Here is a 23,850-nt window from a genome sequence, read left to right as displayed (position 1 = left end):
GGCTTTATCAGGCTTGTAGTACTGCAAAAATTAGCTTTTTTTGAGGAAGAAACGAGGTTTTTTCACAGCCTGACGTTCTCGCGCTACAAGCAGTTTGGGATTAAATCAGCGTTATCTTTCGGATTAGACAAATCTTCCAAATACAAAACCATATTTAAATTAAGCCAAATCCCCAAATTGCTTGTAGCGTGTGTTAGTGGCTGCTTTTATTTTTCGTAATATCTTTTAACGTTTTAAAAAGTACTGTTTCTAAAATATCTTTTCGATTGAAAACTTGTGATAAATCTTCTAAAAAAGTAGATGTCAAAATATCTCGATAACTTTCTGGAAGTAACTTCAAGTATAAATCAACTAATTTTTTATCATTCAATAAATTTAAAGCAAATCTTTTATTTTGATCTTTTGAAATTAAAATCGAAGAATAGTAAGTATTATATCCTTCTGTTTTTTTCAACATTGCTTTATACATAGCATCTGAAAATATATTATAATCAATATCGTTGTATAGAAAATATTGAAAACAGTATGTTTCATTCAACGTATTAGTTGCAGAATTACCTAATTCTCTTGTAAAAAACTCTGTACTTGCCTGAGATTTTCTTAAAATAATTGCAAAAATCATATTATTTCTAGTAGACAAATCAACTTTGTCCATATCGCTTACGATTTTAGATATTTGACTATTAGATAATTTTATCTGTGAATTGGACTGGAGGTAATTTGATGCGTTTATAGATTTAACTTTATCATTACTTGACAAATTTATTAATGAATTATTAATTTGAATAGTTTCGTTTATGGCTATTTTTTTATCTACCAAATTGTTAATCTGTGGTTCCATTCTATCTTTTGCGATCTTTTCTACAAATTGATCAAAATTTTTGTTATCAAAAACTTCATTAATTTTTTTCTTAGCTTCAGATTCTGCCAGCGAACTCGCCACAACTTTAATATTTGAAACTTCTTTTATAGCTGCTGAACTTGTTTCATTAATTTCGGAATTCACTCTTTGTGATAACAATATTAGTTGTTCTTTTATATCTGTCTTTTGAACTTCAAAATTTTTTTTTTGTTCTGCTAAAGTTGTTTTCATCTCTTCAACATTCTCTTTCAATTCAGCTTTTTGCAGTCGTAAATCTTCTCGCATTTCTTGTCCGTTACTATAGAATAGATATCCAGCAAATGCTCCTAAAATTGTTATGGCACCAATTGTTATACTGACAAGATACTTGAAGTAACTTGTTAAACTTTCGTAGAGAATTTTTTCGTTTTTTGCCATATGATGTTATTAAATTTACCGATTTTCTTGAAAGTTGCCACTAACGTTCTGGCGCTTGGCGAGGTTGCGAACTTCGTAACCGAATACTTTCGGCTAAGATAAAATTTCTTGCGAAACGGAAACGTGAATTTACCACAAAATTCGCAATCTCGCCAAACGGCTGTTATGCGGGGGTTATTTTGTCGAAATTACAATTTTCACACAAAACTTTCACGCTTCTGTTGGCAAATTCCAATTTTCACGCTTCTGCTTTTCGGTTCGCAATTTTCAACGTTTTATTTTTAATTATTCATTTTTAGTTTCTACGCAAAACTTTTCAAGTATCTGCTTTTCAAATTCCAACTTTCAAGCTTCTGCTTTTCAAGTTTCTACTTTTCACACTTCGTTTTTTCGTCTGTCAATTGTCAGATTCCAACTTTTCGACTTCTGTTAGCGATTCCAATTTTCAAGTTTCTGCTTTGTAAACTTCTTGCGGAAACCAAATGTTTATTTTCTGATTGTTTTCATCTGCGTAATTTCGGCATAACTCCCGCATAACGTTCCGCTGCCTGTGGCTGTTGTGGAAGTTCGTAACCTGAGTATTTTCTGCTTAACGAAAACATGATTGCGAGACGGTAATTCCACTAAACTCCACAATAGCCACAGACAGCTGTTATGCCTTCGGTTTTTTATTCATTCCAATTTTCATGTTTCAATTTTCGGTTTAGTTTCCGCACCGTTTTAAAATCGGAAACAATTTTAATTTTCTGATTATGAATTATAAAGAACTAAAAATTATTCTTTCTATTTTTCTTAAACACTTTCTTTTTTGGCTATTTTTTATCATTATTTTCAATAAGATTTGTGAGATATTTTAACCCAGACAAATAAATTTGAATTGCCACAAAAATTATAATTAGATAAGTATTTGACAAAGCAAAATATGGCAAAGATTCTTTAGCAAGTTCTGTTTTTCCATTTTCTATATACTTATAAATTTCACTAAAACTATATTCAATTGCTATATTCCAAATAAATAAAACAATGAAAATACATCCAATTATTATTAAAAATTTTTCAAAAACTTTGTCAAATATTTTTTTATACTTAAATGCTAAAATAGTTATTCCGCTTACTAATGCTAAAATTAATCCTGATATTATTGTTTCTATCATTTTGTATAGTTGTATTTTCGGTTTTTTAAACTGAGGCATAACGTTCTCGCGCTTGGCGAGGTTTGGGATTAATTAATTGATTATTTTCGGCTAAACGATTGGTTCTTGATTTACGGCGATTCCACTAAAACCCAAATCTTGCCAAACGAGTGTTGGGTGAGGTTATTCTTCTACGTCTATATGTTCACACATAAAATCGCTCATATTCTCTTCGTAATTTTCACAATTCTTGTCTGCAATAAAACTCAAAGAACAGCATTCAGATAAATTTTCATCACACAAACTTCTTACATATTTTTCAATCTTACTATGTTCTTCTATTTCTTCATAGTATTTTTCAAAAAGCAGTTCTCTGCATTCGGCTTTACCGTCAGAATTGTCACAGATATAAACAACACTGTGGCATCTGTTAGACATAACTTCTTCAAGTATTTTCAAGACAGTGTTTTTTATTTTATCATCTTTTGCGATTCTTTTATTTCCTTTTTCACGCCTAATTTCAATCTCATAAATATCTCGGCAGTCTGAACAAAAGTCTGTAAAATGCTCTTCTTTTTGTTTAAAGTTTACCCAATAAACATCAAAAGATTCAGTAATGAACTCAAAGCAGTAATTTTTACTCTCTATCCAACTATATGTTTCCATTTCCAAAAATATCATCAATTAGTTCTCCATTACTTTTGTTTCCTTTTGGCAACTTTTCTTTTGGCACTATATCAATAACTCTTTTTGGAACTTTTTTTCCATTTACTTCTGTCCACTCAAGAACAATTCTTTTACTATTTTTCATTTTTATTCTTGGTTATAATAATTTCAAAAACCTCTGTTTGTTACTTCGGATTGATATCCAAATTATCTTGCTTATGAATACTTGCTTCTGAATAGCTTTCAAACTCAAATATTTGAGAATCAGTTATTTTTGAGCGTATCCCTTCGAATTCTTCCCTTTTACTATCGTCTTTACACTTAACCCATAAATTAGTTGAGAACGCATCGTCAGCAAATTTCAATTGTGAATGCATTCTATTTTTCGCATCATCTAAAACTTTGTACTTTTCATTAATGTTATAATCATTTACCTCAATTATATCAGTGCTGTATGTTTCTTTTTCATAGTTTATTGAATAGATAGGGTCGAAAGTTTCGTAAAAACCGACACTATTTATAAATCCTTTTGGTTCGTAAACATCTAAATTTGGTTTTTCGATTTTCATTACAACATAGACAAACTTTTTTATTTTTAGTGGCTCTATATATGTAGTGTTTTGATAACTATTGTTAATATAGGTAGAATCAACAGAAGTTGGTTTTTTGTCAATGTTTTCATTACCAATATTGCCATTATTAAAAAACAGATAAATAAGCAAGTATAGAGCGATTAATGCCAAAAAAGACAAAAAATAAGTTTTAGTAGTACTTGATTTATTTTCACTTTCAAGGCTATCAAATTCTACGGAGTTAAATTTTTGTGGTGACACTTTTTCGAGAATTTCACTTTTTATGTTACTGTGTCTTAATATTTCTACTTTACTTTTAAATTCCTCTTTTGTCAATATGTTTGAATCTAATAAAGACTTTAATTGAATGTATTCTTTTGAATTTAAAATAGCAAGTTCAGTTTTTTGAATATCGATTTTTTCAATTTTTGTTTTGTACTCTTCCTCGGTTATTATACCGCTGTCTTTTAATTCTTGCAGAGTAGTTTTTGAATTATCAATTTTCTTCTCTTCAGTATAATGTAAAACTTCTTTTTTAAACTCTTTTGATTTTTTATAGGCTAAATTGTTATAATATTTAGCAAGTAAAATCATAATCCATTGTAGTGGTGGGAATATAATACAAAACAGTATAAATGTTTTTTGTGTTTTATTAAACTCGTCAGATTTCCAAACGTATATGCTTGATGCTGTTACTAAACCTACGATTATGGCGACTAATGGATTACTGTCCATATTTTAAGTATATTTGTTTTTAATTAAAAATTAAAGATATGAAAGTAAGTTCTTATAATGCTAAAAATTCTAATGTTTATCATAATAATTCAAATTGTACGGAGGGTAATAATATTGAAAGAGTAAATTTACAACAGGGTACAGGTGGAAAAAGACTTTGTCATCGTTGCGCTGGACTTAATTCAAAAAAGTGATTTTACCACAAGGTCTTTCTAATATTCCATCTACAATTCTTACCTGGATACCGCAATCAATTATTTCAAAATTGTTTTTTGATAGTATTTGATTTGCCATAATACATTCGGCTAAATCTGCTTCAAACATAATGAAATTGTTTGGGAACATATCATTGTCTTTTTCTATTGCTTGGATTACTTTAAAACCGTTCTCTTTTAGTATTTCTTCTGCGTTCATTCTGTTTTGTATTTTTAGCACGTTGGTTCTTTATAATCTCACCCAACGTTTTGTGGCTTTGCGAGGTTTGGGGAAAGCCTTCCCAATTTTTTGTTTCATCTTTATTTCGGCAAGTACAAGACAGTTTTAAATTCAAGCTAAATGCCCAAATCTCGTAAAACCGATGTTACCTGCTGTTTTTGTATTTATTCCTATTTTCCACTGCAATTTAGGAATATTTTTAGTACGTTTGGTTTTAACTTTAATATTTTTAAATATGTCAAAACTTATTCTAATACCACACCCAACAAACAGAGATATAAACTATAATTTGTCTCAAGTTGTAAAAATTGTTAAAGAGTCAACTGCAATATATTGGTTTCATTTCTCAAACGGAGAAAATGTTAGAATTTATGACATTGATATAATTAACAAGGTTAGAGAAAACACTGATATTAGATTCTAAATATCATTTTTTGTCTTTCTTCGTATTCTATATTATTAATCTCGTTTTCTATTTTTTGTAAGATAGTACGAGCGTTTGATAAAGTTTCTCCATCAAGTATTTTTTTAATTTGTTCAATTTTATTTTCCATTTTATGAAAGCAGTTTACGATTTAGAGTTACCTTATGATGTTGCTGTTACAACTTCTGATAACGATAGTTTTTATGTTGTATTTTTATTCTCTTCTGCCGAAAAAGCGGAGTATTTTCATCAACATTTAATATTCAAAAGAGAAATTAATCTACACGTTTTAAAAGAAGATAGTGGTAAATTTACGTTTGTCTTTGAATCAAGTAATTCTCCTCAAGCGATACTTATAAAAACAAACAGAACTTTAGAGAATAATCCTCCACTAAATAAAATTTTAGACAAAGATTACAGAGAATACAGTTATCTTACTTTCGGCTACAAAGAGAAAGAACAACTTTTTTATGACCAAGTAAATTCTTATCCCCTATTTCTGTCTTATTCTCAAGAGTAGTTTCTTTGTAGTTGTCGATACCTATTACATAGATTGGTTTTTCAGGTAGTTCTTTTAGTAATTCAAATATTATCACGTTATTTTTGTTTTTATAACGTTACTTTTCTGCGGATTTTATGTTAAAATAGCAGGTAACTAGTATATACCCCTTATTTTATCAGACATATACGCCCTATTTGGGTAGATAAGTCTGGTTTTGGTCAGGTTTTATATTGGTGCTAATATAATAAGATTTGTTTATAAATCATCAAACGGACTTTTTATTTGTTGAATACTTTTGGTGCTAACATGCGTGTATATTTCGGTGGTTTTGCTACTGTTGTGGCCCAATAATTCTTGTATATAACGCAAATCGGTGCCGCTTTCTAACAGGTGCGTGGCATAACTGTGCCGCAACCAATGTAAGGTAACCGGTTTGCTTATGTTTGCTTTTTGTAGCGCTTGTTTGAGTACACTCTGCAAACTTTTATCCGAGTACGGACTGCCAGCAATTTGCCCTTCAAACAAATAATTCATGGGTTTATAGGCCTTAAAATAGGTGCGCAACAATTCCAATATTTTTGGACTCAGCGGCACAATCCGGTCTTTTTTTCCTTTCGAATTTTTGAGTAAAATAATATTTCGTTTCGAGTCAATATGAACCGGTTGCAAAGCCAAAAGTTCACCACAACGCAATCCGCAGGAATAAATCAAACACAACATGGTTTTATGCTTTAAATTGCCCGAAGCTTCTAAAATGGCTTTAACTTCATCTTTGCTTAAAACATTGGGTAATTTTTTTTCCCTTTTAGGACGGTGAATTTTCTCTATTTCGATTTTGGTTTCCAATACCGTTTTAAAATAAAGTTTGATGGCGTTTACAATTTGATTTTGATACGAAGAGGACAAGTGTTTTTTCAGAATAAACTCGTTATTGTACCGAATAACATCTTGGTTTGTAATCTCGGCTATAGGCTTGTCTGAAAAAAATAACAAGAATGATTTTAAGCCATCAGTATAGGTTTTGATGGTGCTGTTGCTATAACGTTTGGAATGCAACCAAAAATCAAATCGTTGCAATGCCAATACGGCTTCTTCCGAAAGGGTAACTTTAATCGGAATATGAAATCGCAGCCTGTTTTCTACCGTATCGGGTAAATGCCACAGTTGTAAACTAGCACTCCAACGGGCATCGGCTATCGTTTTAATGCGCGCAATTAGTTCGGTATTTTTCTCAAAACAAACCGCAATTCGGGCTGTTCCTTTGTGTATGATGGTTTTAGCGGTCCAATCCATTTCTTAATTCCTATAGCATCAAATGTATGAAATTTCTGAATTAAAATATTGCCGAACGAAGTGAATTGTTCCGAGAGTGGCAACATCAACCTTCTAATCCAAAATTACCATTTTTAATTTTGAAAACAACGGTAAAGTGGAATTCGTTTTTGATTTTAATTTTCGGTAGAAAAAAGTATCGAACATCAGAAAATGAAAAGTAAAAATGATCCTCGATATTTTTTGAAGTATTAATTACTCGAAGAAAAACCCGAATTAAAGGATATACTCATTTTTCTCCGAATGATTAATTTTTATAAAATGAAGAAGGAAAAGAGTTTCGGAAAAAGTTTCGAATAACCAATTTACTGCATGAAATCGGCAATTCTTTCTGAAGATAAAACCGGATTCGCTCCTTCGCTACCGGCAACTAAAGCGCCAACAGCACAGGCAAAATTGAGTGATTCTTGTGCAGTTTTACCACTAAATAAGGTAAACAAAAGCGCTGCTAAAAAGGAATCGCCTGCACCCACCGTATCAACAACGGTAATAAAATAACCACTGTTGTAATAAAATTGTTCATCACGATACAATACCGCGCCAAAAGGGCCTTTGGTTACGCAAAGTTGAGCAGTTTGGGTATGTTGAGAAAGAAACCGAATATTTTGTTCAAACGAATGGTGAGATGAGCCCAAATGGCGACAAATTTCGAGTAGTTCTTCGTCATTCAACTTGATGAAATCGGCTTCTTGCATCAAAAGTTCCAAAATTTCAAAACTGTAATGTGGTTTTCGCAAATTCACATCAAAAACTTTAAAAACCGATTTGTTTTGTAGCAATTGCAATAAAGTTTGCCGCGAAACCGCATCGCGAACGCTCAAGCTACCAAAAACAAAAATATCAGCTTCGGCAACCATTTTTTCAACCATAGACAAATCTTCAAACCGGATAAAATCCCAAGCTACCGGATGCACAATTTCATAAGAAGCATTTCCTTTTTCATTTAAGGTCACTTGCACGGTGCCAGTAGGGTAGTGGGCTGTTTTTTGAATTAAAGCGGTAGACAAACCTTGTGCGCTTAGGTACGATAGAAGTTCCTCGCCAGCCACATCTTGACCCACGATGCTAATTAAAGAAACTTCTGCCCCAAATGATTGCAAACGCAAAGCAACATTCAATGGAGCACCCCCTATTTTTTTGTGAGTCGGAAATACATCCCATAAAACTTCTCCAAAACAAACTGCCTTTATTTTTTTAGTACCGTGTATCATGAATGTAAAAATGCTAGTTGTAAAATATAAAGTTACATTTTTATCTGAAAACCCAAAGCTTGAACTCTTCACTCTTCACTTTTCACTCTTCACTAATTAAATGTATAGCAAAGCCCTATCAAAGGCATGGATAGTGCATGAGTAATGCATGAAAATGTTACAGAGTTGCATTAAGCTTGTGTTGCCAAAGGTTCATACATTTGAAATTTAGACTTTGGACTATTCACAGAACACTTAAATCTGCCTACTAATTAGTAGTACATCGAATACCTCCAAATTCAGGCATACAACTCTTCACTCTTCACTCCTCACTTTTCACTCCAAAACTGTTCATAAGTTCCCCTTACATACCCCAAAATATTTCCCTATTTTTGATGTTCAATTTTTATAATTGCACCAAATTGTAAACTACTGATTTGTAACTATGTATTTAATTTTTGATACCGAAACTACCGGATTACCAAAGCGCTGGGATGCTCCTTTAACCGATGCCGACAACTGGCCACGTTGTGTACAAATTGCATGGCAGTTGCACGACGAAATGGGACAACTCCTAGAACATCAGGACTATCTAGTGAAGCCCGACGGATTCAATATTCCTTACGATGCCGAGCGTGTACACGGAATTTCGACCGAGTTGGCCGAGCACGAAGGTATTTCATTAGCCGAAGTATTAGATAAATTCAATATAGCCTTAAGTAAAACCAAGTTCATTGTTGGGCAAAACTTAGGTTTCGACCTCAATATCATGGGTGCCGAATTACTCCGAATGGGTGTCGAAAGTCCGTTGTCGACCATGCCCGTATTAGATACCTGTACCGAAGTTACCGCTAGTTTACTGAAGTTACCTGGTGGGCGAGGGGGTAAATTCAAATTACCTACACTTACCGAGTTACACGAATATTTATTTAATAAGCCATTTGCCGAAGCGCACAACGCTACTGCCGACGTAGAAGCTACTACCCGTTGTTTTCTCGAATTGGTGCGACGTGAAGTCTTTACCAAAGAAGAACTGGATGTGCCGGGTTCTTATTTTAAAGAATTTCAGGCAAAAAATCCCAAGGAAATTCAGCTTATTGGGTTAAAACACATCAACCTAAAAGCTGCTTCCGATAAGATACGCGAGCAATTAAAAGCACTTGATTCCGACCAAAAGCAAACGACAGTTTCTGCTGCGGACAAAGCCGATTTTAAAGTCGCCCGATTTGCGCATCTGCACAATCACACGCAGTTTTCAGTTTTACAATCTACTATCGGAATTGGAAATTTAGTAGCTGCTACGGCCAAAAATAAATTTCCTGCTGTGGCCATGACCGACACCGGAAACATGATGGGGGCTTTTCAGTTTGTGAGTGCCGTGATGAACCACAACAAAGCCGCTGCGGGAAAAAACAAAGAACTAATCGAAAAAGGCGAAGAACCAACCGAAACCGAAATCAAACCTATTGTGGGTTGCGAGTTCAATATCTGCGAAAACCACAAAGACAAGTCTAAAAAAGACAATGGATATCAGGTTGTGTTATTGGCTAAAAACAAAAAAGGGTATCATAACCTCGCCAAAATGGCCTCGATTGCGTATGTGGATGGGTTTTATTACGTGCCGCGAATTGATCGGTCGGTAGTTGAAAAATACAAAGAAGACATTATGGTATTGTCGGGAAATCTCTATGGAGAAATTCCGAGTAAAATTTTAAATATAGGCGAGAACCAAGCCGAAGAAGCCTTGCTTTGGTGGAAATCGCAATTTGGCGACGATTTATATCTCGAAATCATGCGTCACAATCAGGAAGATGAAAATAGGGTGAATAAAACCTTGATTGAGTTTTCTAAAAAACATAATGTAAAACTTATCGCCACCAACAATACCTATTATGTAGCCAAAGAAGATGCCAATGCACACGATATTTTACTCTGTGTAAAAGATGGCGAAAAACAAGCTACGCCAATTGGTCGTGGTCGTGGTTATCGTTACGGTTTACCCAATCAGGAATATTATTATAAATCGGAGGAGGAGATGAAAAAACTCTTTGCCGATTTGCCTGAGGCGATAATTAACATCCAGGAAATCGTAGATAAGGTTGAGATTTATTCACTTTATCGCGATGTATTGCTTCCAAAATTTGAAATTCCAAAAGAGTTTAAAGTGGAAGAAGATTTGGCTGATGGCGGTGTACGTGGTGAGAATAAATACTTACGCCATTTAACGTATTCCGGAGCCGAACGTCGTTACGAAGCTATTACCAATGAGGTTCGGGAACGTTTGGATTTTGAGTTAATGACCATTTCCAATTCGGGTTATCCGGGTTACTTTTTGATTGTACAGGATTTCATTGCCGAGGCTCGAAAAATGGGCGTTTCCGTAGGTCCGGGTCGTGGTTCGGCAGCTGGATCTGCTGTGGCGTATTGTTTGGGAATTACCAATATTGACCCAATCAAATACGATTTGCTTTTTGAGCGTTTCTTGAATCCAGATCGTGTATCTATGCCCGATATTGATATCGATTTTGATGACGAAGGACGTGGCTTGGTTATGGATTACGTAATCAATAAATACGGAGCCAATCAGGTGGCGCAAATTATCACTTATGGTAAAATGGCAACCAAATCGGCTATTCGAGATACGGCGCGTGTGCTGGATTTACCACTTTTTGAAGCGGATCGAATTGCGAAATTAATTCCGGCAATGATGCCCGGAAAATGGAATTTAGCCCGATTTATTTCCGAAAGTGAAGATGATGTAAAAAAAGCATTAAAATCTTCAGAAGAATTTGATCGCGTTAAAGAATTAATCGGAATTGCCAATGAAGATGATTTGGCCGGAGAAACAATTCAGCAAGCTAAAGTTTTAGAAGGTTCGCTGCGAAACACTGGTATTCATGCTTGTGGAGTAATCATTACGCCAGATGATATTACCAATTTCGTTCCGGTTACCACAGCAAAAGATTCCGATTTATATGTAACCCAATTTGATAACTCGGTGGCCGAGAGTGCGGGATTATTAAAAATGGACTTCTTGGGTCTGAAGACCCTGACTTTGATTAAAGATACGGTTAAACTGGTAAAATACAGAACCGGAATAGAACTCAATCCAGATGAATTCCCGATTGATGATGCCAAAACCTATGAGCTATTCCAACGCGGAGAAACAGTTGGGGTTTTCCAATACGAGTCGCCCGGAATGCAAAAATACATGAAGGATTTAAAGCCGACGGTTTTTGCCGATTTGATTGCGATGAATGCCTTATATCGTCCGGGACCTTTAGAATATATTCCTTCTTTCGTTCGTCGTAAAAATGGCGAAGAAGAAATTACATATGATTTAGATGCGTGCGAAGAATATTTGGGCGAAACTTATGGAATTACGGTGTACCAAGAGCAGGTAATGCTTTTGTCGCAAAAATTGGCTGGATTCTCAAAAGGGGATGCCGACGTACTTCGTAAGGCGATGGGTAAAAAGCAAAAAGAAGTGCTGGATAAAATGAAAGGTAAATTCATCGACCAAGCAGTTGCAAAAGGCCATGATGAAAAGAAACTGGATAAAATCTGGACCGACTGGGAAGCATTTGCGAGTTATGCCTTCAACAAATCGCACTCTACCTGTTACGCTTGGGTGGCGTATCAAACGGCGTATCTAAAAGCGCATTATCCTGCCGAATATATGGCGGCGGTGCTTTCTAATAACATGAACGATATCAAGCAGGTTTCCTTTTTTATGGAAGAATGTAAGCGAATGGGCTTGCAGGTTTTAGGGCCTTGTGTGAATGAATCGTTTTATAAATTTACGGTAAATGATGATTATGCCGTGCGTTTCGGAATGGGCGCAATTAAAGGAGTGGGTTCGGGTGCTGTGGCCACTATTGTAGAAAATAGAAAAGAGGGTAAATACCGTTCTATTTTTGATTTGGCCAAACGAATAGATTTGCGAGCGGCGAATAAAAAAGCGTTTGAAAACCTTGCTCTAGCGGGTGGATTTGATTCGTTTGAAGGAACTACTCGCGCACAATATTTTCACGATGAAGGGGACGGTATTACGTTTTACGAAAAAGCAATGCGCTACGGCTCGAAATATCAGGAAAATGAAAATTCATCGCAGGTGAGTTTATTCGGAGAAACTTCGGAAGTGCAAATTGCCGAACCTGTTGTGCCTCCATGCGAAGATTGGAGCACGATGGAAAAATTAGCCAAAGAAAAAGAAGTTGTCGGAATCTATATTTCGGGACATCCACTGGATGATTTTCGCTACGAAATGAAATATTTCTGTAATGTTAAATTGGAAGCGCTGAAAAACTTAGAGCAGTATGTAACCAAGAATTTAACTTTTGCGGGTATCATTAATAACGTACAACATCGCGTGGCAAAAAACGGAAAAGGTTGGGCTTCGTTTGCTCTTGAAGGTTATGATGAAAGTTTTGAGTTCCGCATTTTTGGCGAAGAATATTTGAAATTCAGGCATTTCTTAATTCAAAATAATTTTGTGTTCATGAAAATTTTGGTAAAAGAAGGATGGACGAATCAAGAAACAGGCAAAAAAGCAGAGCCTCGTATTCAATTTACCGAAGTGAAACAGTTGCAGGATGTTTTGGAAAGTTTTGCTAAAAAATTGATTCTATTGCTGAATATTAAAGATTTACAAACCGATTTCATTCATCATTTAAGCCGTCTTTTTGGCGAATATAGAGGCGATCATTCGGTCACTTTTGAAATCATGGAACTCGAAAAAGTGAAGAAATTAGTGGAAACAACTCCTACTTTTAATGAAGACGAAACCGAAATTTTTACAGATGAAAATGAGGACAGTGAATTGAATACAACAACTCCTTTGTCTCAAGTTACCGAAGTAGAAGAAATCAATGTGGTAACTAAATTAAGTATGCCAAGTCGAAAAGTAAAAGTAAGAATATCAACCGAATTATTACAAGAATTAGAACGCTTGCAAGTCAATTTTAAATTAAACTAGGTTTTTTTTGCGTTAAAGTTTTAAAAAAAATATAATTTTTCAGTTAAAAGTTATTATATGCATGCATAGTTTTAACAAAAGGGTCTTTTTTAGTAAATATAGTTACGAAATCGTTTTTTTAGCGTTAATAGTATTCTTTAAATTTGATTATGTTTGTCTTACTAAATCAAAAATTTACGATCATGAAAAAGAACCTACTACTACTAGGAATGATGGTTTGCTCATTGGCTACGTTTGCTCAAACTGACGAACCGCAAAAACAAGAAAGCTGGTATTTTAAACTAGGAGGATCCTATTTTATGCAAACAGCAGCGACAGAATTTCCAACAGTTGGCGGAAATTTACCTTTGAGTAAAGTGTATCAAGGAGGGAAATTGGTTTCGGAAGAAAGTGTAACTGGATCTTTTGGTGAAGGTTTTAGAACAGGAATAACAGCGGGTTACCGTTTTAATGCGCGTTTAGGTGTAGAAATGGGGATCAACTACTACAATAGCAACGACAAAACAATGGCGCAAACCGTTTCTGATGTGCCTTATATTCCTGCTTCTGGAAGTAATGGGCCAGTTTACAATTTTAAATCGGTTGGGCAAATTACGGCTTGGGATTTATCTCCTTCGTTGGTTTTGTTTTTAGGCGAACATAAAGGATTTGAACCGTATACCAAAGTGGGTGTTTTGGTGCCCATTCATGGCGATTTAGAAATAACTACAGATGCAGTAGCGCCAGTGGGTGTGAATCCTTCTACAGGAGCTCCTATTATGGCCAATGTACACAGTGTAGATCAAGTAAAACCAAATCCAACAGTTGGTTTTATGGCTGCTTTAGGAACTTCGTATAAACTAGGACAACATATTTCGGTTTATGGTGAATTGGAGTACCGAAACTTTACGGTTCATGGTAAAACGAAAGAAACTACTGAATTTACAGTGAACGGAACAGATGCTTTGGCTTCAAGAAATACGTCGCAAATTCATACCAACTATAGAGATAGATTGGATGTGAATTCAAATAATGATTTGACAAATCCAAACGGAATTGATACTTCGAGACCTAAAGACGAGTTGAGTTCTTATGTAGGTATTTCGGGTCTTGGATTAACGCTTGGTTTGAAATACAGTTTATAGGCTCATTATAATTTAAAGTTTAAAAAAGAGGTTTTCATGGAGAACCTCTTTTTTTATGAACTGCTCTATTAATAAAATGTTAATATAGACTTTTGTAATACTTTTATAGTCAAAACTAATTTTTCATTAGGATTTAATTGATTTTAAATTCCTAAATTTGCTACGTATTTATTTCGAATAAATAACAATTATAAATTTTTAAAAGTAAAAAGATATGGCTTTAGCAATAACAGATGCTACTTTTGATGAAGTAGTTTTGAAATCAGATAAACCGGTTATGGTTGATTTTTGGGCAGCTTGGTGTGGACCATGTAGAATGGTTGGACCAATCATTGACGAATTGAGTAACGAATACGAAGGTAAAGTTGTGGTAGGTAAAGTTGATGTAGATGCTAATCAAGAATTTGCTGCAAAATACGGTGTGCGTAACATTCCTACTGTGTTAGTTTTCCATAAAGGAGAAGTAGTAGGAAAACAAGTTGGAGTTGCTCCAAAACAAACGTATGCAGATAGTTTGGATGCACTTTTGTAATACTTGATTTAAAAAAAAAAATAAAAGGTTGTCATGAAAATGATGACCTTTTTTTGTGTTATGAAGTGAAATAAAATGAAAAATTGTGATGTTTCAATCCTTCAATATTCAAATCTTTCAATCTTTTTAAATACATTTGAAATATGAAGTTAGACGCGCAAATAGAAAAAGTTTCCCGTTTTCAACATTTAGAAGTATTAGCCAATCAAGTGGTCGAGGGATTTATTTCGGGTATGCATAAAAGTCCGTTTCATGGTTTTTCGGCCGAATTTGCCGAGCACAAAGTGTATAATTCTGGCGAAAGTACCAAACATATAGATTGGAAGTTATTTGCCAAAACCGATAGGTTGTATACCAAGCGTTACGAAGAAGAAACCAATTTGCGATGCCATCTTATTATAGACAATTCGTCGTCGATGCATTATCCGGTTTTGCAATCGAATCAGCATTTTTATGAAAATAAAATAGGATTTTCGGTTCTTGCTTCCGCTGTTTTAATGAATATTCTAAAAAAACAACGCGATGCTGTTGGGTTGAGCGTTTTTTCGGATCAATACGAATATTATGCGCCCGAAAAGGGAAGTGATCGGCATCACCGCATGTTGTTGAGTGTTTTGGAAGGTATGTTACAGGAATCCCGAAAGCAAAAACAAACCGATGTGATTACCTATTTGCATCAAATTGCCGAAAAAATTCACCGCCGTTCCATGATTGTGTTGTTTACCGATATGTTTCAGTCGGTAGAGGAAAAGGCACTTTTTGATGCTCTGCAACATTTAAAACACAGCAAACATAAAGTGGTTTTGTTTCATGTTGTTGACGAGGGTACCGAGTTGCATTTCGATTTTGATAATACACCACGTAAATTTATTGATGTAGAAACGGGCGAATCCATCACGGTTTTTGCAGATACTATTAAAGAAAATTACCTGGATTTGACGCAGCAATACTTTAAAAGACTGGCTTTAACTTGTGCGCAAAACCATATTAAGTACGTTCCGGTACGAGTGGGAGCTAATTTTGATAAAATAATGCTGACGTATTTAACTGAAAAACAATCGTTTGTTTAGTTTGTACTTCTTTTTGATAAAAAATATAGTAAAAAGGCTTGCGGATTTAAAATTCTGTATTATATTTGCAACCGCAAACAAGTTCACTGAACACCTATGAAAATAAGAGTAAAGTGAAGTAATAGCGAAGAGGTTTGGTAGTTCAGTTGGTTAGAATACATGCCTGTCACGCATGGGGTCGCGGGTTCGAGTCCCGTCCAGACCGCAATATTGGGGAAGCCTTTCAGTAATGAAAGGCTTTTTTGCCCCATAACGGTACCTAAGATTAGTTGTGTTGTTTGCTACGAATTTGTAACTCGTAGCGGGTTTAGTAGTTAAACCGATGGAAAGCTTTCCCTTTTAGGGATGGCTTTTTTGATTTAAAGGCAATTGGTTTTCTTTAAATTGTGCTTCTTTTTTTTCTTTCTAGTTTTCTTTTAGATTGCAAATAGATTGCAAAATTTCCATTTTTACGTGTTGGTCATCTTGATAAAAGCTGCTTTTTAATTAGCTTCTATGGCTTTAAATGGACTTTACTCGTGGTTTGTAGGTATTTTGTACTGTATTTTTTTGTCCTTTTTTCTCCCTTTTCTCCTTTTTAGGTTAATTTTTTAATCTTCATCAAAAGTTAAAAATTTTAACACTTGTTTACAAATCTTTTAATAATCTGCAATGATGGGTTGTCTTTTTTGTGTTTATTATGTGATATATTTACTTTTTAATTGTGTAATATGTAAAAAAAATGTACTTTTTTTTTATGTAGAACAATTTTTTTCATAAAATGCAGGATAGCACAGGATGCCGCTACCTAGGTGAATAAATATATTTGACTGTTAACAAAATATTAAAATAGTTACTAACCAAGTACATTTACCACCCACTTTATTATGAAAAGAAGAATACACTACTGTTTACTTGCCATACCTATTTTGGCTTTTTTAGTCGGTTGTAGTCGCGATGTTTATGACGAGTATTATGGTCGTCCGGATTATCTTGAAGATCCCATCTACCAACAATTAGAGGCAAAGGGTAATTTTACCAATTTCACCAAATTAATTGAAAAAGCTGGTTATAAGGATATTTTAAGCAAATCGGGTTACTGGACCATGTTGGCACCTACCGATGAGGCTTTTACCAACTATTTTCAAACAAGCGGTGTTTCTGATGTGAGTAAAATAGACGATGTCACAGCTGCAAAAATTGTTCGTTATGCCTTAATATATAACGCCTTTAGAGAGGAGCAAATGTCCGATTATCAGTCGGCTATAGGTTGGGAAATCGACAATGCTTTTAGAAGAAGAACAGCTTATTATGATGGATTTGTAACCAAAAATATTAACGGAAAACAAATCGTAACCGTAGCGTCAAACCGAAACGGAGGCTATTTAGCAGGCGATAACAATAACAAATACATCACTTATTTTACCGAAGCGTATAATTTGGCTAAAAGCTTGAGCGAATACGATTTTCATTATTTCTATCCTAATGCAACTTATAGCGGATTTAATATCATGGATTCTAAAGTGGTAGAAGCCGATATTATAGCCGAAAACGGAATTATTCATGAGGTGGATAAAGTAAACCTACCACCGGTTAGTTTGGATCAGTATTTAGAGCAAGGTGCTGATTATAGTCTTTTTAGAGAGGTTTTGGAAAAGAATTTGGTTGTATATTCTTTTGTTCAAAGTGCTACAACGGCCTATCATAATTTCTCTGGAAAATCAGATGATGTATATGTAAAGTTTTACGACCCTACTTTGGCTTTTTCGCCTAATAATGAAAATTATTTAAAGCAAGCCGATAACGATGGGCAAAGTGATATGTACACCATGATTGTTCCTGATAATACTGCTTTTGCCAAATTTAGAGATGAGGTATTATTGAAACATTACAGCAGTCTTGATGTATTACCAAGATATATTTTTCAAGATTTGGTTAATGCACACATGGTCGAAAATACCGTTTGGCCTTCGAAAGCAGTAACTGCGGTAAATGCTTTAAACGAAGACCTTCGTTTTGATTTCAATTCGGATATAAAAGAAGCTAAAATATTGAGTAATGGTATCTTTTACGGAAGTAGCAAAGTACAAGCTTCTAACTTGTTTTACAGTGTGTATACGTCGGCTTACTTAGACCCGAGATTCACTTTAGCAACCCGTATGTTCAACGATGGAACCGGTTTTAAAGAATTAATAAGCAACATCAAAACACGTTGGACCTTGTTTTTACCTTCCGATGAAGTGTTGCTTAAATTAGGATTTAACTACAATACCAACCGTTCCGAATGGATGTACACCAATCCTGCCACTGGCGTTGCCGATGCTGCTAATATTGCAAAATCGCGTTTGAGTCGCGTTTTGTATAACGGAATTGTATTAACACCAAAAGGCGAGTTGGATAATTTATCGGGTTCGGGTATTATTCGTACTGGGGAAATGGATTTACCAGGTGAGTATATTAAATGGAAAAACAACAAAATGTATGCAGCCGGAAACGAAAGTAATGGTGATGCAGTGAACATTTTAAGTTACGAAGACCAACAAAATGGTAGAACGTATTTTGTAGATAATGTATTGAATTTTACCGAAGAAGGTGTGGGCTTAAAAATAAAAAGATTAGCCGAAGCTTCGGGATCGCAGTATGCTACTTTCTTCAATTACCTTAAAAATTCACCAATGTATGATGCAGCAACAGGTAAAATTCAAGGGGTTGAATTGGGTGTTTCGTATACTTTTATGATACCCAATAATGCCGCGATGGCGCAAGCCATTAAAGATGGTGTGATACCGGCTTCGAATAACCCAACATTAGAGGGAGAGAGAGATTTAATTAAAGATTTTATTCGTTTTCATATTTTAAATGGTAAAACCGCTTCGGATGATGGATTGACTGTAGGTCAATTTGAAACCCTACGCAAAAGTAGTGCTGATGATAAAACCTATGTTCAGGTAGAAAGTACTCCGGGAACATTGATTTTTAAAGATTTGCAATACAGATCGGCCAATTTTGTTAAAGCGCAAAGCAACAATTTAGCCGACCGTTCCTTAATTCATTTAATAGATAATTACCTTTTATATGCAGAATAAAATGAGACAACAAATTACAAGTATAGTATACGGTTTTACTTTTGCCTTCATTATTCTGGCGGCTTTACCAACTCTGGCTCAGCAGAGTAATAAAACAACCTTGATTCGTGGTCAAGTAGTTGATGCAAGTGATAATTTAAGTATTCCAGGAGCCACGGTGGTAGAGCAAGACTCTGATAACAGAACCGTATCTGGGGTAGTAACCGATATTGATGGAAATTTTGCCATTCAGGTAAAAAACACCAACAACAAATTATATATTTCGACCATCGGATACAAATCCAAAAGTATATCGATTAACGGCAAAACCACCATCAAAGTAAGTTTGGTTTCCTCCATCGAGTCGCTTACCGAAGTAGTTGTAAAAAACGAAAAAATGTCGGATAACGGTTTGATGAAAATTGCCGATCGTGACCGTACCACTAGTGCGGTAACAATAAACGCTGCCGATTTACAATACACCCAAGCACCAACTATTGATGAGGCCTTACAAGGGCGTATGCCTGGTGTTGATATTTCGGCTACCAGCGGAGATCCAGGTGCGGGAATGCAAATTCGTATTCGTGGTACCTCTTCTATTACCGGTTCTTCAGATCCATTAATTGTAGTGGATGGAATGCCATACGAAACCTCGGTTCCCGAAGATTTTAACTTTGGTACTGCCGATGAGCAAAGTTATTCGGCTTTGTTAAACATTGCGCCTACCGATATTGAGAGTATTACGGTTTTAAAAGACGCGGCCGCAACTGCCGTTTGGGGTTCTCGTGCTGCCAGCGGGGTGTTGTTAATTACCACCAAACGTGGTTCGGTAGGAGCGCCAAAAATTACCTATACCTTTAGAGGTTCTTATTCTAAATTGCCAAAAACCATCCCTATGTTAAGCGGTGATCAATATTCGCAATTAATTCCAGAAGAATACATGAATCGTAACGGTGTGCCGTTGAATACGTATACAGTAAAAGAATTTCAGTACGATCCGTTGGATGTTTACAACTATAAAAACTACGGACAAAATACCGATTGGATTGGTGCCATCACCCAAACCGGAACAACAGGCGATCACAACTTGTCTATTCAAGGGGGAGGTCAAAAAGCACGTTATTTTAGTTCGGTAGGATATTACAACTCAAAAGGAGTTACCAAAGGAACCGGATTAGAAAGGATGAATGCCCGTTTGAACTTGGATTATGTGGTTTCGGATCGTATTCGATTTAAAACCGATATCGCTTATACCCATACCGATACCGACAGAAATTACGTAAACAACTTTAACGCAAAAGATAAAGACCGTATGCGAAGTGTAGCGTACAGCAAAATGCCCAACATGAGTATTTTTGAATACGATGAAATGGGGAATTTAACACCCAATTATTTTACGCCGGCTCAAAATATTCAAGGTTTATACCCGGATAGTTACAACCCGGTAGCGATGGCTGAATTTGCCACTAATAACCAAGTGCAAGATCGTATCGTGCCGCACTTTAATGTAAAAGTGGATATTGTACCGAATCGCTTTATTTCGACTTTTGATTTGCAATTTGATTTTAACAGTACCAAATCGAAATCGTTTTTACCGCAAACAGCTACCGGAAGACCGTTTACCGAAACCGTTGTAAACCTTGCTTCTGATGTGGATACCGATACATCTAATATATTGACTAAAACCAATTTTGTTTATACTCCAAATTTGGGCGAAAAACATTCGTTGCAAACTATTTTATCGTTGCAAACAAATGATTTTAGATATACACGACACGGTGCTATGACCTCAAATTCGGCTTCGCCAGAGTTAACCGATCCTTCGGTTCCTTCCCGAACGCAAAATGGGGACCTGTACACCTCTAATACACAAGCACGTAGTGTGGGCGCTTTATTGAGTGCGCAGTACAGTTTGTTAGATCGTTATATTGTAAACGTAGGTTTACGTGGTGATGGAAACTCAAAATTCGGACCTGAAAACCGCTATGGTTTGTTTCCTTCGGTATCAACTCGTTGGAGGGTTTCGGGCGAATCGTTTATGAGAGATGTAAAATTTGTAGACGATTTAAGTGTGCGTATGAGTTACGGGCAATCGGGTAGAGCGCCTCGTTATGATTACCTCTTCTTTAACAGGTATACCAATTTTAGTACGACTTATTTAGACTTGAACGGTATTTTTCCGGCTAATATTGAGCTGAGTAATTTCCGTTGGGAAACCTTAGTAGGAACCAACTTGGGTTTCAACTTGCAAATGTTTGACAAACGCGTGATGTTGGATGTTGATTTTTACAGAAACACCACTAAAAACATGATTTTTGAAGATCTTGACATTCCAACCACAACCGGTTACAATCAAATAGACCAAAATGCGGGTAGTATGCAAAACCAAGGTTGGGAAATCGGATTGTACACTACGCCATATAAATCAGGAAAATGGAAAGTGGATTTTAACTTCAATATTTCTGGAAACCAGAACATGATTAAAGAAATATCCGAATATTATCCTAGCGAAAGCGGAAACACCGACCGTAACGGAGAGTACAAAAGATTCCTTCAAGTTAACAATCCGTTTGGGTCGTTTTATGGATACCGTTTCAAAGGCGTGTATTCTGATTTAGAAGCAACCAAAGCGCGCGATGTAAACGGAAATGTAATCGTAGGACCAAATGGGCAAGAAGTATTTATGCGATTTAATTATCCAAATACCGATTATGTGTTTCAACCGGGAGATGCTATTTACGAAGACATCAACCACGACGGAAATATTGACAGCCGCGACGTGGTGTATTTAGGGAATAGTAGTCCAAAAATTACCGGAGGTTTTGGGCCAACAGTAAGCTACAACAACCGTTATAAAATGACCTTGTTTTTTACCTATCGTATGAATTACGACATTGTAAACGGTACCGACATGAACACCACCAATATGTATGGCTGGAACAATCAAAGTACAGCGGTTTTATCAAGATGGAGAAATCCAGGCGATGTAACCGATATGCCAAGAGCGGTTTACGGAGCAGGTTACAACTGGTTGGGTTCTGATCGTTATGTAGAAGATGCTTCGTTCTTGCGTTTGCGTTCGGTTTCGTTTACTTATTTTGTGGCTAAAGAGTTCTTGAAAAAATTGAGATTAGAAGATTTGAACTTTACTTTAATCGGAGATAATATTTTCACTTTAACAAAATACAAAGGACAAGATCCTGAGGTAAACATGAAAGGAGGCGATCCATTTGCCATTGCCATTGATTACTCGATGACCCCACCAACCCGACGCATTACTTTTGGAGTTTCGGTTCGTTTTTAATACAAAATACACTTAGATATGCAAACTAAAATAAAAATACTACTAGCCTTGATTGTGATGAGCATTACCGCTAGCTCTTGCGACGATTACCTGGATTTGCGTCCGCAAGACGGAATTATTCGTGAGGAATTCTGGAAAACAAAAGAGGATGTTCGTGCTGCCGTGATTGGAATTTATTCATCAATGTTAAATTCACCTCCTGGAGTGGGCGATTTGCCTTTGTCGAAATACTTGTTCATGTACGGCGAATTGCGTGGCGATATGGTTTCGCCCGGAACTAACGTAACCGAAGACGAAAGAGATATTATGAATACCAATATTTTGGCTTCTAATTCATTGACCAGTTGGGCCGCTTTTTACCGAACCATCAACTATTGTAATACGGTAATAGATTTGGCGCCCGATGTAATTAACGAAGATCCTACGCTTACCCAAGAACAATTAAACAAGTATTTGTCGGAAGCGCTTGCCGTTAGAGGATATTTGTATTTTACTTTGGCAAGAACTTTTAGAGATGTGCCTTTAAAATTAAATGCGTCGTTGAGCGATCAGGACAATTTTCAATTACCAAAAAATACACAAGCCGAAATCTTTGAGCAAGTGATTAAAGATTTAAAACAAGCTGAAGAATACGGAGTAGAAACCTATGGCGACCAAGCCTCGAACAACGGAAGAATTACCAAAGATGCCATCAACGCCATTTTAACCGATGTGTATTTGTGGACAGGCAATTATCAAGAAGCCTTAACTGCTGCCGATAAAGTAGTCAATTCGGGTAAATACAGTTTGATACAAGCTTCAAACAACACTTGGTTCAACAGGGTTTTTGCAGTAGGAAATTCAACCGAAAGTATTTTTGAGTTTCAATATACCGTTCAAAACAAAGGGCCATTTTACACGATGTTCTTGCAAAGACCCGAATTTATTGCATCGGCTACAGTGTTAGAAGATGTTTTCGGAATTGATTATGGCGATGCCGAAAACAAAGATATTAGAGGAGAACGTGCTTCATTAGTGCCAGGAACCAATCAAATTTACAAATACGTTGGTTTGAATAACGATGTTCGAAAAGAATTAGAGTCAGCCGATACACATTGGTTTGTATACCGTTATGCCGATGTATTGTTAATGAAAGCCGAAGCTTTGGCCGAATTGGGTCAAGGGGAAGAAGCGGTTGCTATTATCGATGAAATTCGTGCCTCTCGTAACGCCATCGAGTTTACGGCCAAAACGGTAGATGTGACCAATAAGTTTGATATAATCGATTATATTTTAGAAGAACGTGCCCGCGAATTTGCTTACGAAGGAAAACGTTGGTACGATGTATTGCGCAACGCCCGAAAAAACAATTACGAGCGTTTGCAAATTTTGATAGACATGGCTATGGTCAATGCACCACCCGACCAACAACAGTCTATTGTAAATAAGTTAAAAGATCCAAATAGCCACTATTTGCCAATCAATACTTACGAACTGTATTCTAACAAAGCATTAGTTCAAAATCCGTTTTATAAATAATAAAAAATTAAG

General features: G+C 35.7%; 18 protein-coding genes and 1 tRNA gene. 10 read left to right on the top strand and 9 right to left on the bottom strand.

All coding sequences use genetic code 11. The features are described 5' to 3' along the window. Window positions 1-219, top strand: a 219-nt coding sequence (locus I5M07_RS16025) for a hypothetical protein (protein ID WP_233622059.1), incomplete at its 5' end; no start/stop codon positions are given. Here I5M07_RS16025 and I5M07_RS12840 read toward each other — a convergent pair. The 7 genes from I5M07_RS12840 to I5M07_RS12810 form a co-directional block, all read right to left on the bottom strand. Further along, window positions 194-1,279, bottom strand: a complete 1,086-nt coding sequence (locus I5M07_RS12840; protein WP_200106847.1) for a YtxH domain-containing protein — start codon at window positions 1,277-1,279, stop codon at window positions 194-196. The two genes, I5M07_RS16025 and I5M07_RS12840, sit on opposite strands and share 26 nt — an antisense overlap. Before the next feature lie 812 nt (window positions 1,280-2,091). Beyond that, window positions 2,092-2,433 (bottom strand): hypothetical protein, encoded by a 342-nt coding sequence (locus tag I5M07_RS12835; RefSeq protein WP_200106846.1) that lies wholly within the window; start codon window positions 2,431-2,433, stop codon window positions 2,092-2,094. 162 nt (window positions 2,434-2,595) lie between these two features. Continuing rightward, on the bottom strand, window positions 2,596-3,078 hold the full coding sequence (locus tag I5M07_RS12830) for a DUF6169 family protein (RefSeq protein WP_200106845.1): 483 nt from the start codon (window positions 3,076-3,078) through the stop codon (window positions 2,596-2,598). Beyond that, entirely contained in the window at window positions 3,065-3,223 is a 159-nt protein-coding gene (locus tag I5M07_RS12825; RefSeq protein ID WP_200106844.1) for a hypothetical protein, read from the bottom strand. Before I5M07_RS12825 ends, I5M07_RS12830 begins: the two co-directional genes overlap by 14 nt. Before the next feature lie 40 nt (window positions 3,224-3,263). Continuing rightward, window positions 3,264-4,385, bottom strand: a complete 1,122-nt coding sequence (locus I5M07_RS12820) for an SHOCT domain-containing protein (protein WP_200106843.1) — start codon at window positions 4,383-4,385, stop codon at window positions 3,264-3,266. A gap of 177 nt (window positions 4,386-4,562) precedes the next feature. Next, the gene (locus I5M07_RS12815; protein ID WP_200106842.1) at window positions 4,563-4,799 is read right to left on the bottom strand and encodes a hypothetical protein; all 237 of its coding nucleotides are present in this window, start codon (window positions 4,797-4,799) and stop codon (window positions 4,563-4,565) included. Window positions 4,800-5,233: 434 nt separating this feature from the next. Next, the gene (locus I5M07_RS12810; RefSeq protein ID WP_200106841.1) at window positions 5,234-5,374 is read right to left on the bottom strand and encodes a hypothetical protein; all 141 of its coding nucleotides are present in this window, start codon (window positions 5,372-5,374) and stop codon (window positions 5,234-5,236) included. Window positions 5,375-5,377: 3 nt separating this feature from the next. On the opposite strand from I5M07_RS12810, the gene I5M07_RS12805 reads away from it, so the two are divergent. Beyond that, a complete protein-coding gene (locus I5M07_RS12805; RefSeq protein ID WP_200106840.1) occupies window positions 5,378-5,764 on the top strand; it encodes a hypothetical protein in 387 nt (128 codons plus the stop codon). 237 nt (window positions 5,765-6,001) lie between these two features. Here I5M07_RS12805 and xerA read toward each other — a convergent pair whose 3' ends face one another. Both xerA and I5M07_RS12795 read right to left on the bottom strand, forming a co-directional pair. After that, window positions 6,002-7,039, bottom strand: a complete 1,038-nt coding sequence (gene xerA / locus I5M07_RS12800) for a site-specific tyrosine recombinase/integron integrase (protein WP_200106839.1) — start codon at window positions 7,037-7,039, stop codon at window positions 6,002-6,004. A 344-nt stretch (window positions 7,040-7,383) separates the two neighbouring features. Further along, window positions 7,384-8,289: a carbohydrate kinase family protein gene (locus I5M07_RS12795; RefSeq protein ID WP_200106838.1), complete on the bottom strand. Its 906-nt coding sequence runs from the start codon at window positions 8,287-8,289 to the stop codon at window positions 7,384-7,386. Window positions 8,290-8,713: 424 nt separating this feature from the next. Between I5M07_RS12795 and dnaE the strand changes: the two genes are divergently transcribed. The 8 genes from dnaE (at window position 8,714) to I5M07_RS12755 (ending at window position 23,838) form a co-directional block, all read left to right on the top strand. Beyond that, on the top strand, window positions 8,714-13,246 hold the full coding sequence (gene dnaE / locus I5M07_RS12790) for a DNA polymerase III subunit alpha (RefSeq protein WP_200106837.1): 4,533 nt from the start codon (window positions 8,714-8,716) through the stop codon (window positions 13,244-13,246). A 182-nt stretch (window positions 13,247-13,428) separates the two neighbouring features. Continuing rightward, window positions 13,429-14,370, top strand: coding sequence for an outer membrane beta-barrel protein (locus tag I5M07_RS12785; RefSeq protein ID WP_200106836.1), 942 nt, complete (start codon window positions 13,429-13,431; stop codon window positions 14,368-14,370). 214 nt (window positions 14,371-14,584) lie between these two features. Continuing rightward, window positions 14,585-14,902 (top strand): thioredoxin, encoded by a 318-nt coding sequence (gene trxA / locus I5M07_RS12780; RefSeq protein WP_200106835.1) that lies wholly within the window; start codon window positions 14,585-14,587, stop codon window positions 14,900-14,902. Window positions 14,903-15,045: 143 nt separating this feature from the next. Beyond that, window positions 15,046-15,972 carry a DUF58 domain-containing protein gene (locus tag I5M07_RS12775; protein ID WP_200106834.1) on the top strand — a complete coding sequence of 309 codons (927 nt, stop codon included), beginning with the start codon at window positions 15,046-15,048 and terminating at the stop codon, window positions 15,970-15,972. 131 nt (window positions 15,973-16,103) lie between these two features. Continuing rightward, window positions 16,104-16,177, top strand: a tRNA-Asp gene (locus I5M07_RS12770). Window positions 16,178-16,838: 661 nt separating this feature from the next. Then, window positions 16,839-19,037 carry a fasciclin domain-containing protein gene (locus tag I5M07_RS12765; protein ID WP_200106833.1) on the top strand — a complete coding sequence of 733 codons (2,199 nt, stop codon included), beginning with the start codon at window positions 16,839-16,841 and terminating at the stop codon, window positions 19,035-19,037. A 1-nt stretch (window position 19,038) separates the two neighbouring features. Then, entirely contained in the window at window positions 19,039-22,320 is a 3,282-nt protein-coding gene (locus tag I5M07_RS12760) for a SusC/RagA family TonB-linked outer membrane protein (RefSeq protein ID WP_200106832.1), read from the top strand. A gap of 18 nt (window positions 22,321-22,338) precedes the next feature. Further along, window positions 22,339-23,838, top strand: a complete 1,500-nt coding sequence (locus I5M07_RS12755) for a RagB/SusD family nutrient uptake outer membrane protein (RefSeq protein ID WP_200106831.1) — start codon at window positions 22,339-22,341, stop codon at window positions 23,836-23,838. Window positions 23,839-23,850: the final 12 nt, after the last annotated feature.

The sequence above is a fragment of the Flavobacterium agrisoli genome, assembly GCF_016522065.1.
In the GTDB taxonomy this organism is placed as follows: domain Bacteria; phylum Bacteroidota; class Bacteroidia; order Flavobacteriales; family Flavobacteriaceae; genus Flavobacterium; species Flavobacterium agrisoli.
The sequence above is the reverse complement of the archived record's forward strand: the minus strand, read 5'-3'. Positions and strand labels throughout refer to the sequence as shown.

Coding starts and splice junctions, on each gene's coding strand:
- I5M07_RS12840 (WP_200106847.1), bottom strand. CDS start 1,279: ATGGCAAAAAACGAAAAAATTCTCTACGAAAGTTTAACAAGTTACTTC.
- I5M07_RS12835 (WP_200106846.1), bottom strand. CDS start 2,433: ATGATAGAAACAATAATATCAGGATTAATTTTAGCATTAGTAAGCGGA.
- I5M07_RS12830 (WP_200106845.1), bottom strand. CDS start 3,078: ATGGAAACATATAGTTGGATAGAGAGTAAAAATTACTGCTTTGAGTTC.
- I5M07_RS12825 (WP_200106844.1), bottom strand. CDS start 3,223: ATGAAAAATAGTAAAAGAATTGTTCTTGAGTGGACAGAAGTAAATGGA.
- I5M07_RS12820 (WP_200106843.1), bottom strand. CDS start 4,385: ATGGACAGTAATCCATTAGTCGCCATAATCGTAGGTTTAGTAACAGCA.
- I5M07_RS12815 (WP_200106842.1), bottom strand. CDS start 4,799: ATGAACGCAGAAGAAATACTAAAAGAGAACGGTTTTAAAGTAATCCAA.
- I5M07_RS12810 (WP_200106841.1), bottom strand. CDS start 5,374: ATGGAAAATAAAATTGAACAAATTAAAAAAATACTTGATGGAGAAACT.
- I5M07_RS12805 (WP_200106840.1), top strand. CDS start 5,378: ATGAAAGCAGTTTACGATTTAGAGTTACCTTATGATGTTGCTGTTACA.
- xerA (WP_200106839.1), bottom strand. CDS start 7,039: ATGGATTGGACCGCTAAAACCATCATACACAAAGGAACAGCCCGAATT.
- I5M07_RS12795 (WP_200106838.1), bottom strand. CDS start 8,289: ATGATACACGGTACTAAAAAAATAAAGGCAGTTTGTTTTGGAGAAGTT.
- dnaE (WP_200106837.1), top strand. CDS start 8,714: ATGTATTTAATTTTTGATACCGAAACTACCGGATTACCAAAGCGCTGG.
- I5M07_RS12785 (WP_200106836.1), top strand. CDS start 13,429: ATGAAAAAGAACCTACTACTACTAGGAATGATGGTTTGCTCATTGGCT.
- trxA (WP_200106835.1), top strand. CDS start 14,585: ATGGCTTTAGCAATAACAGATGCTACTTTTGATGAAGTAGTTTTGAAA.
- I5M07_RS12775 (WP_200106834.1), top strand. CDS start 15,046: ATGAAGTTAGACGCGCAAATAGAAAAAGTTTCCCGTTTTCAACATTTA.
- I5M07_RS12765 (WP_200106833.1), top strand. CDS start 16,839: ATGAAAAGAAGAATACACTACTGTTTACTTGCCATACCTATTTTGGCT.
- I5M07_RS12760 (WP_200106832.1), top strand. CDS start 19,039: ATGAGACAACAAATTACAAGTATAGTATACGGTTTTACTTTTGCCTTC.
- I5M07_RS12755 (WP_200106831.1), top strand. CDS start 22,339: ATGCAAACTAAAATAAAAATACTACTAGCCTTGATTGTGATGAGCATT.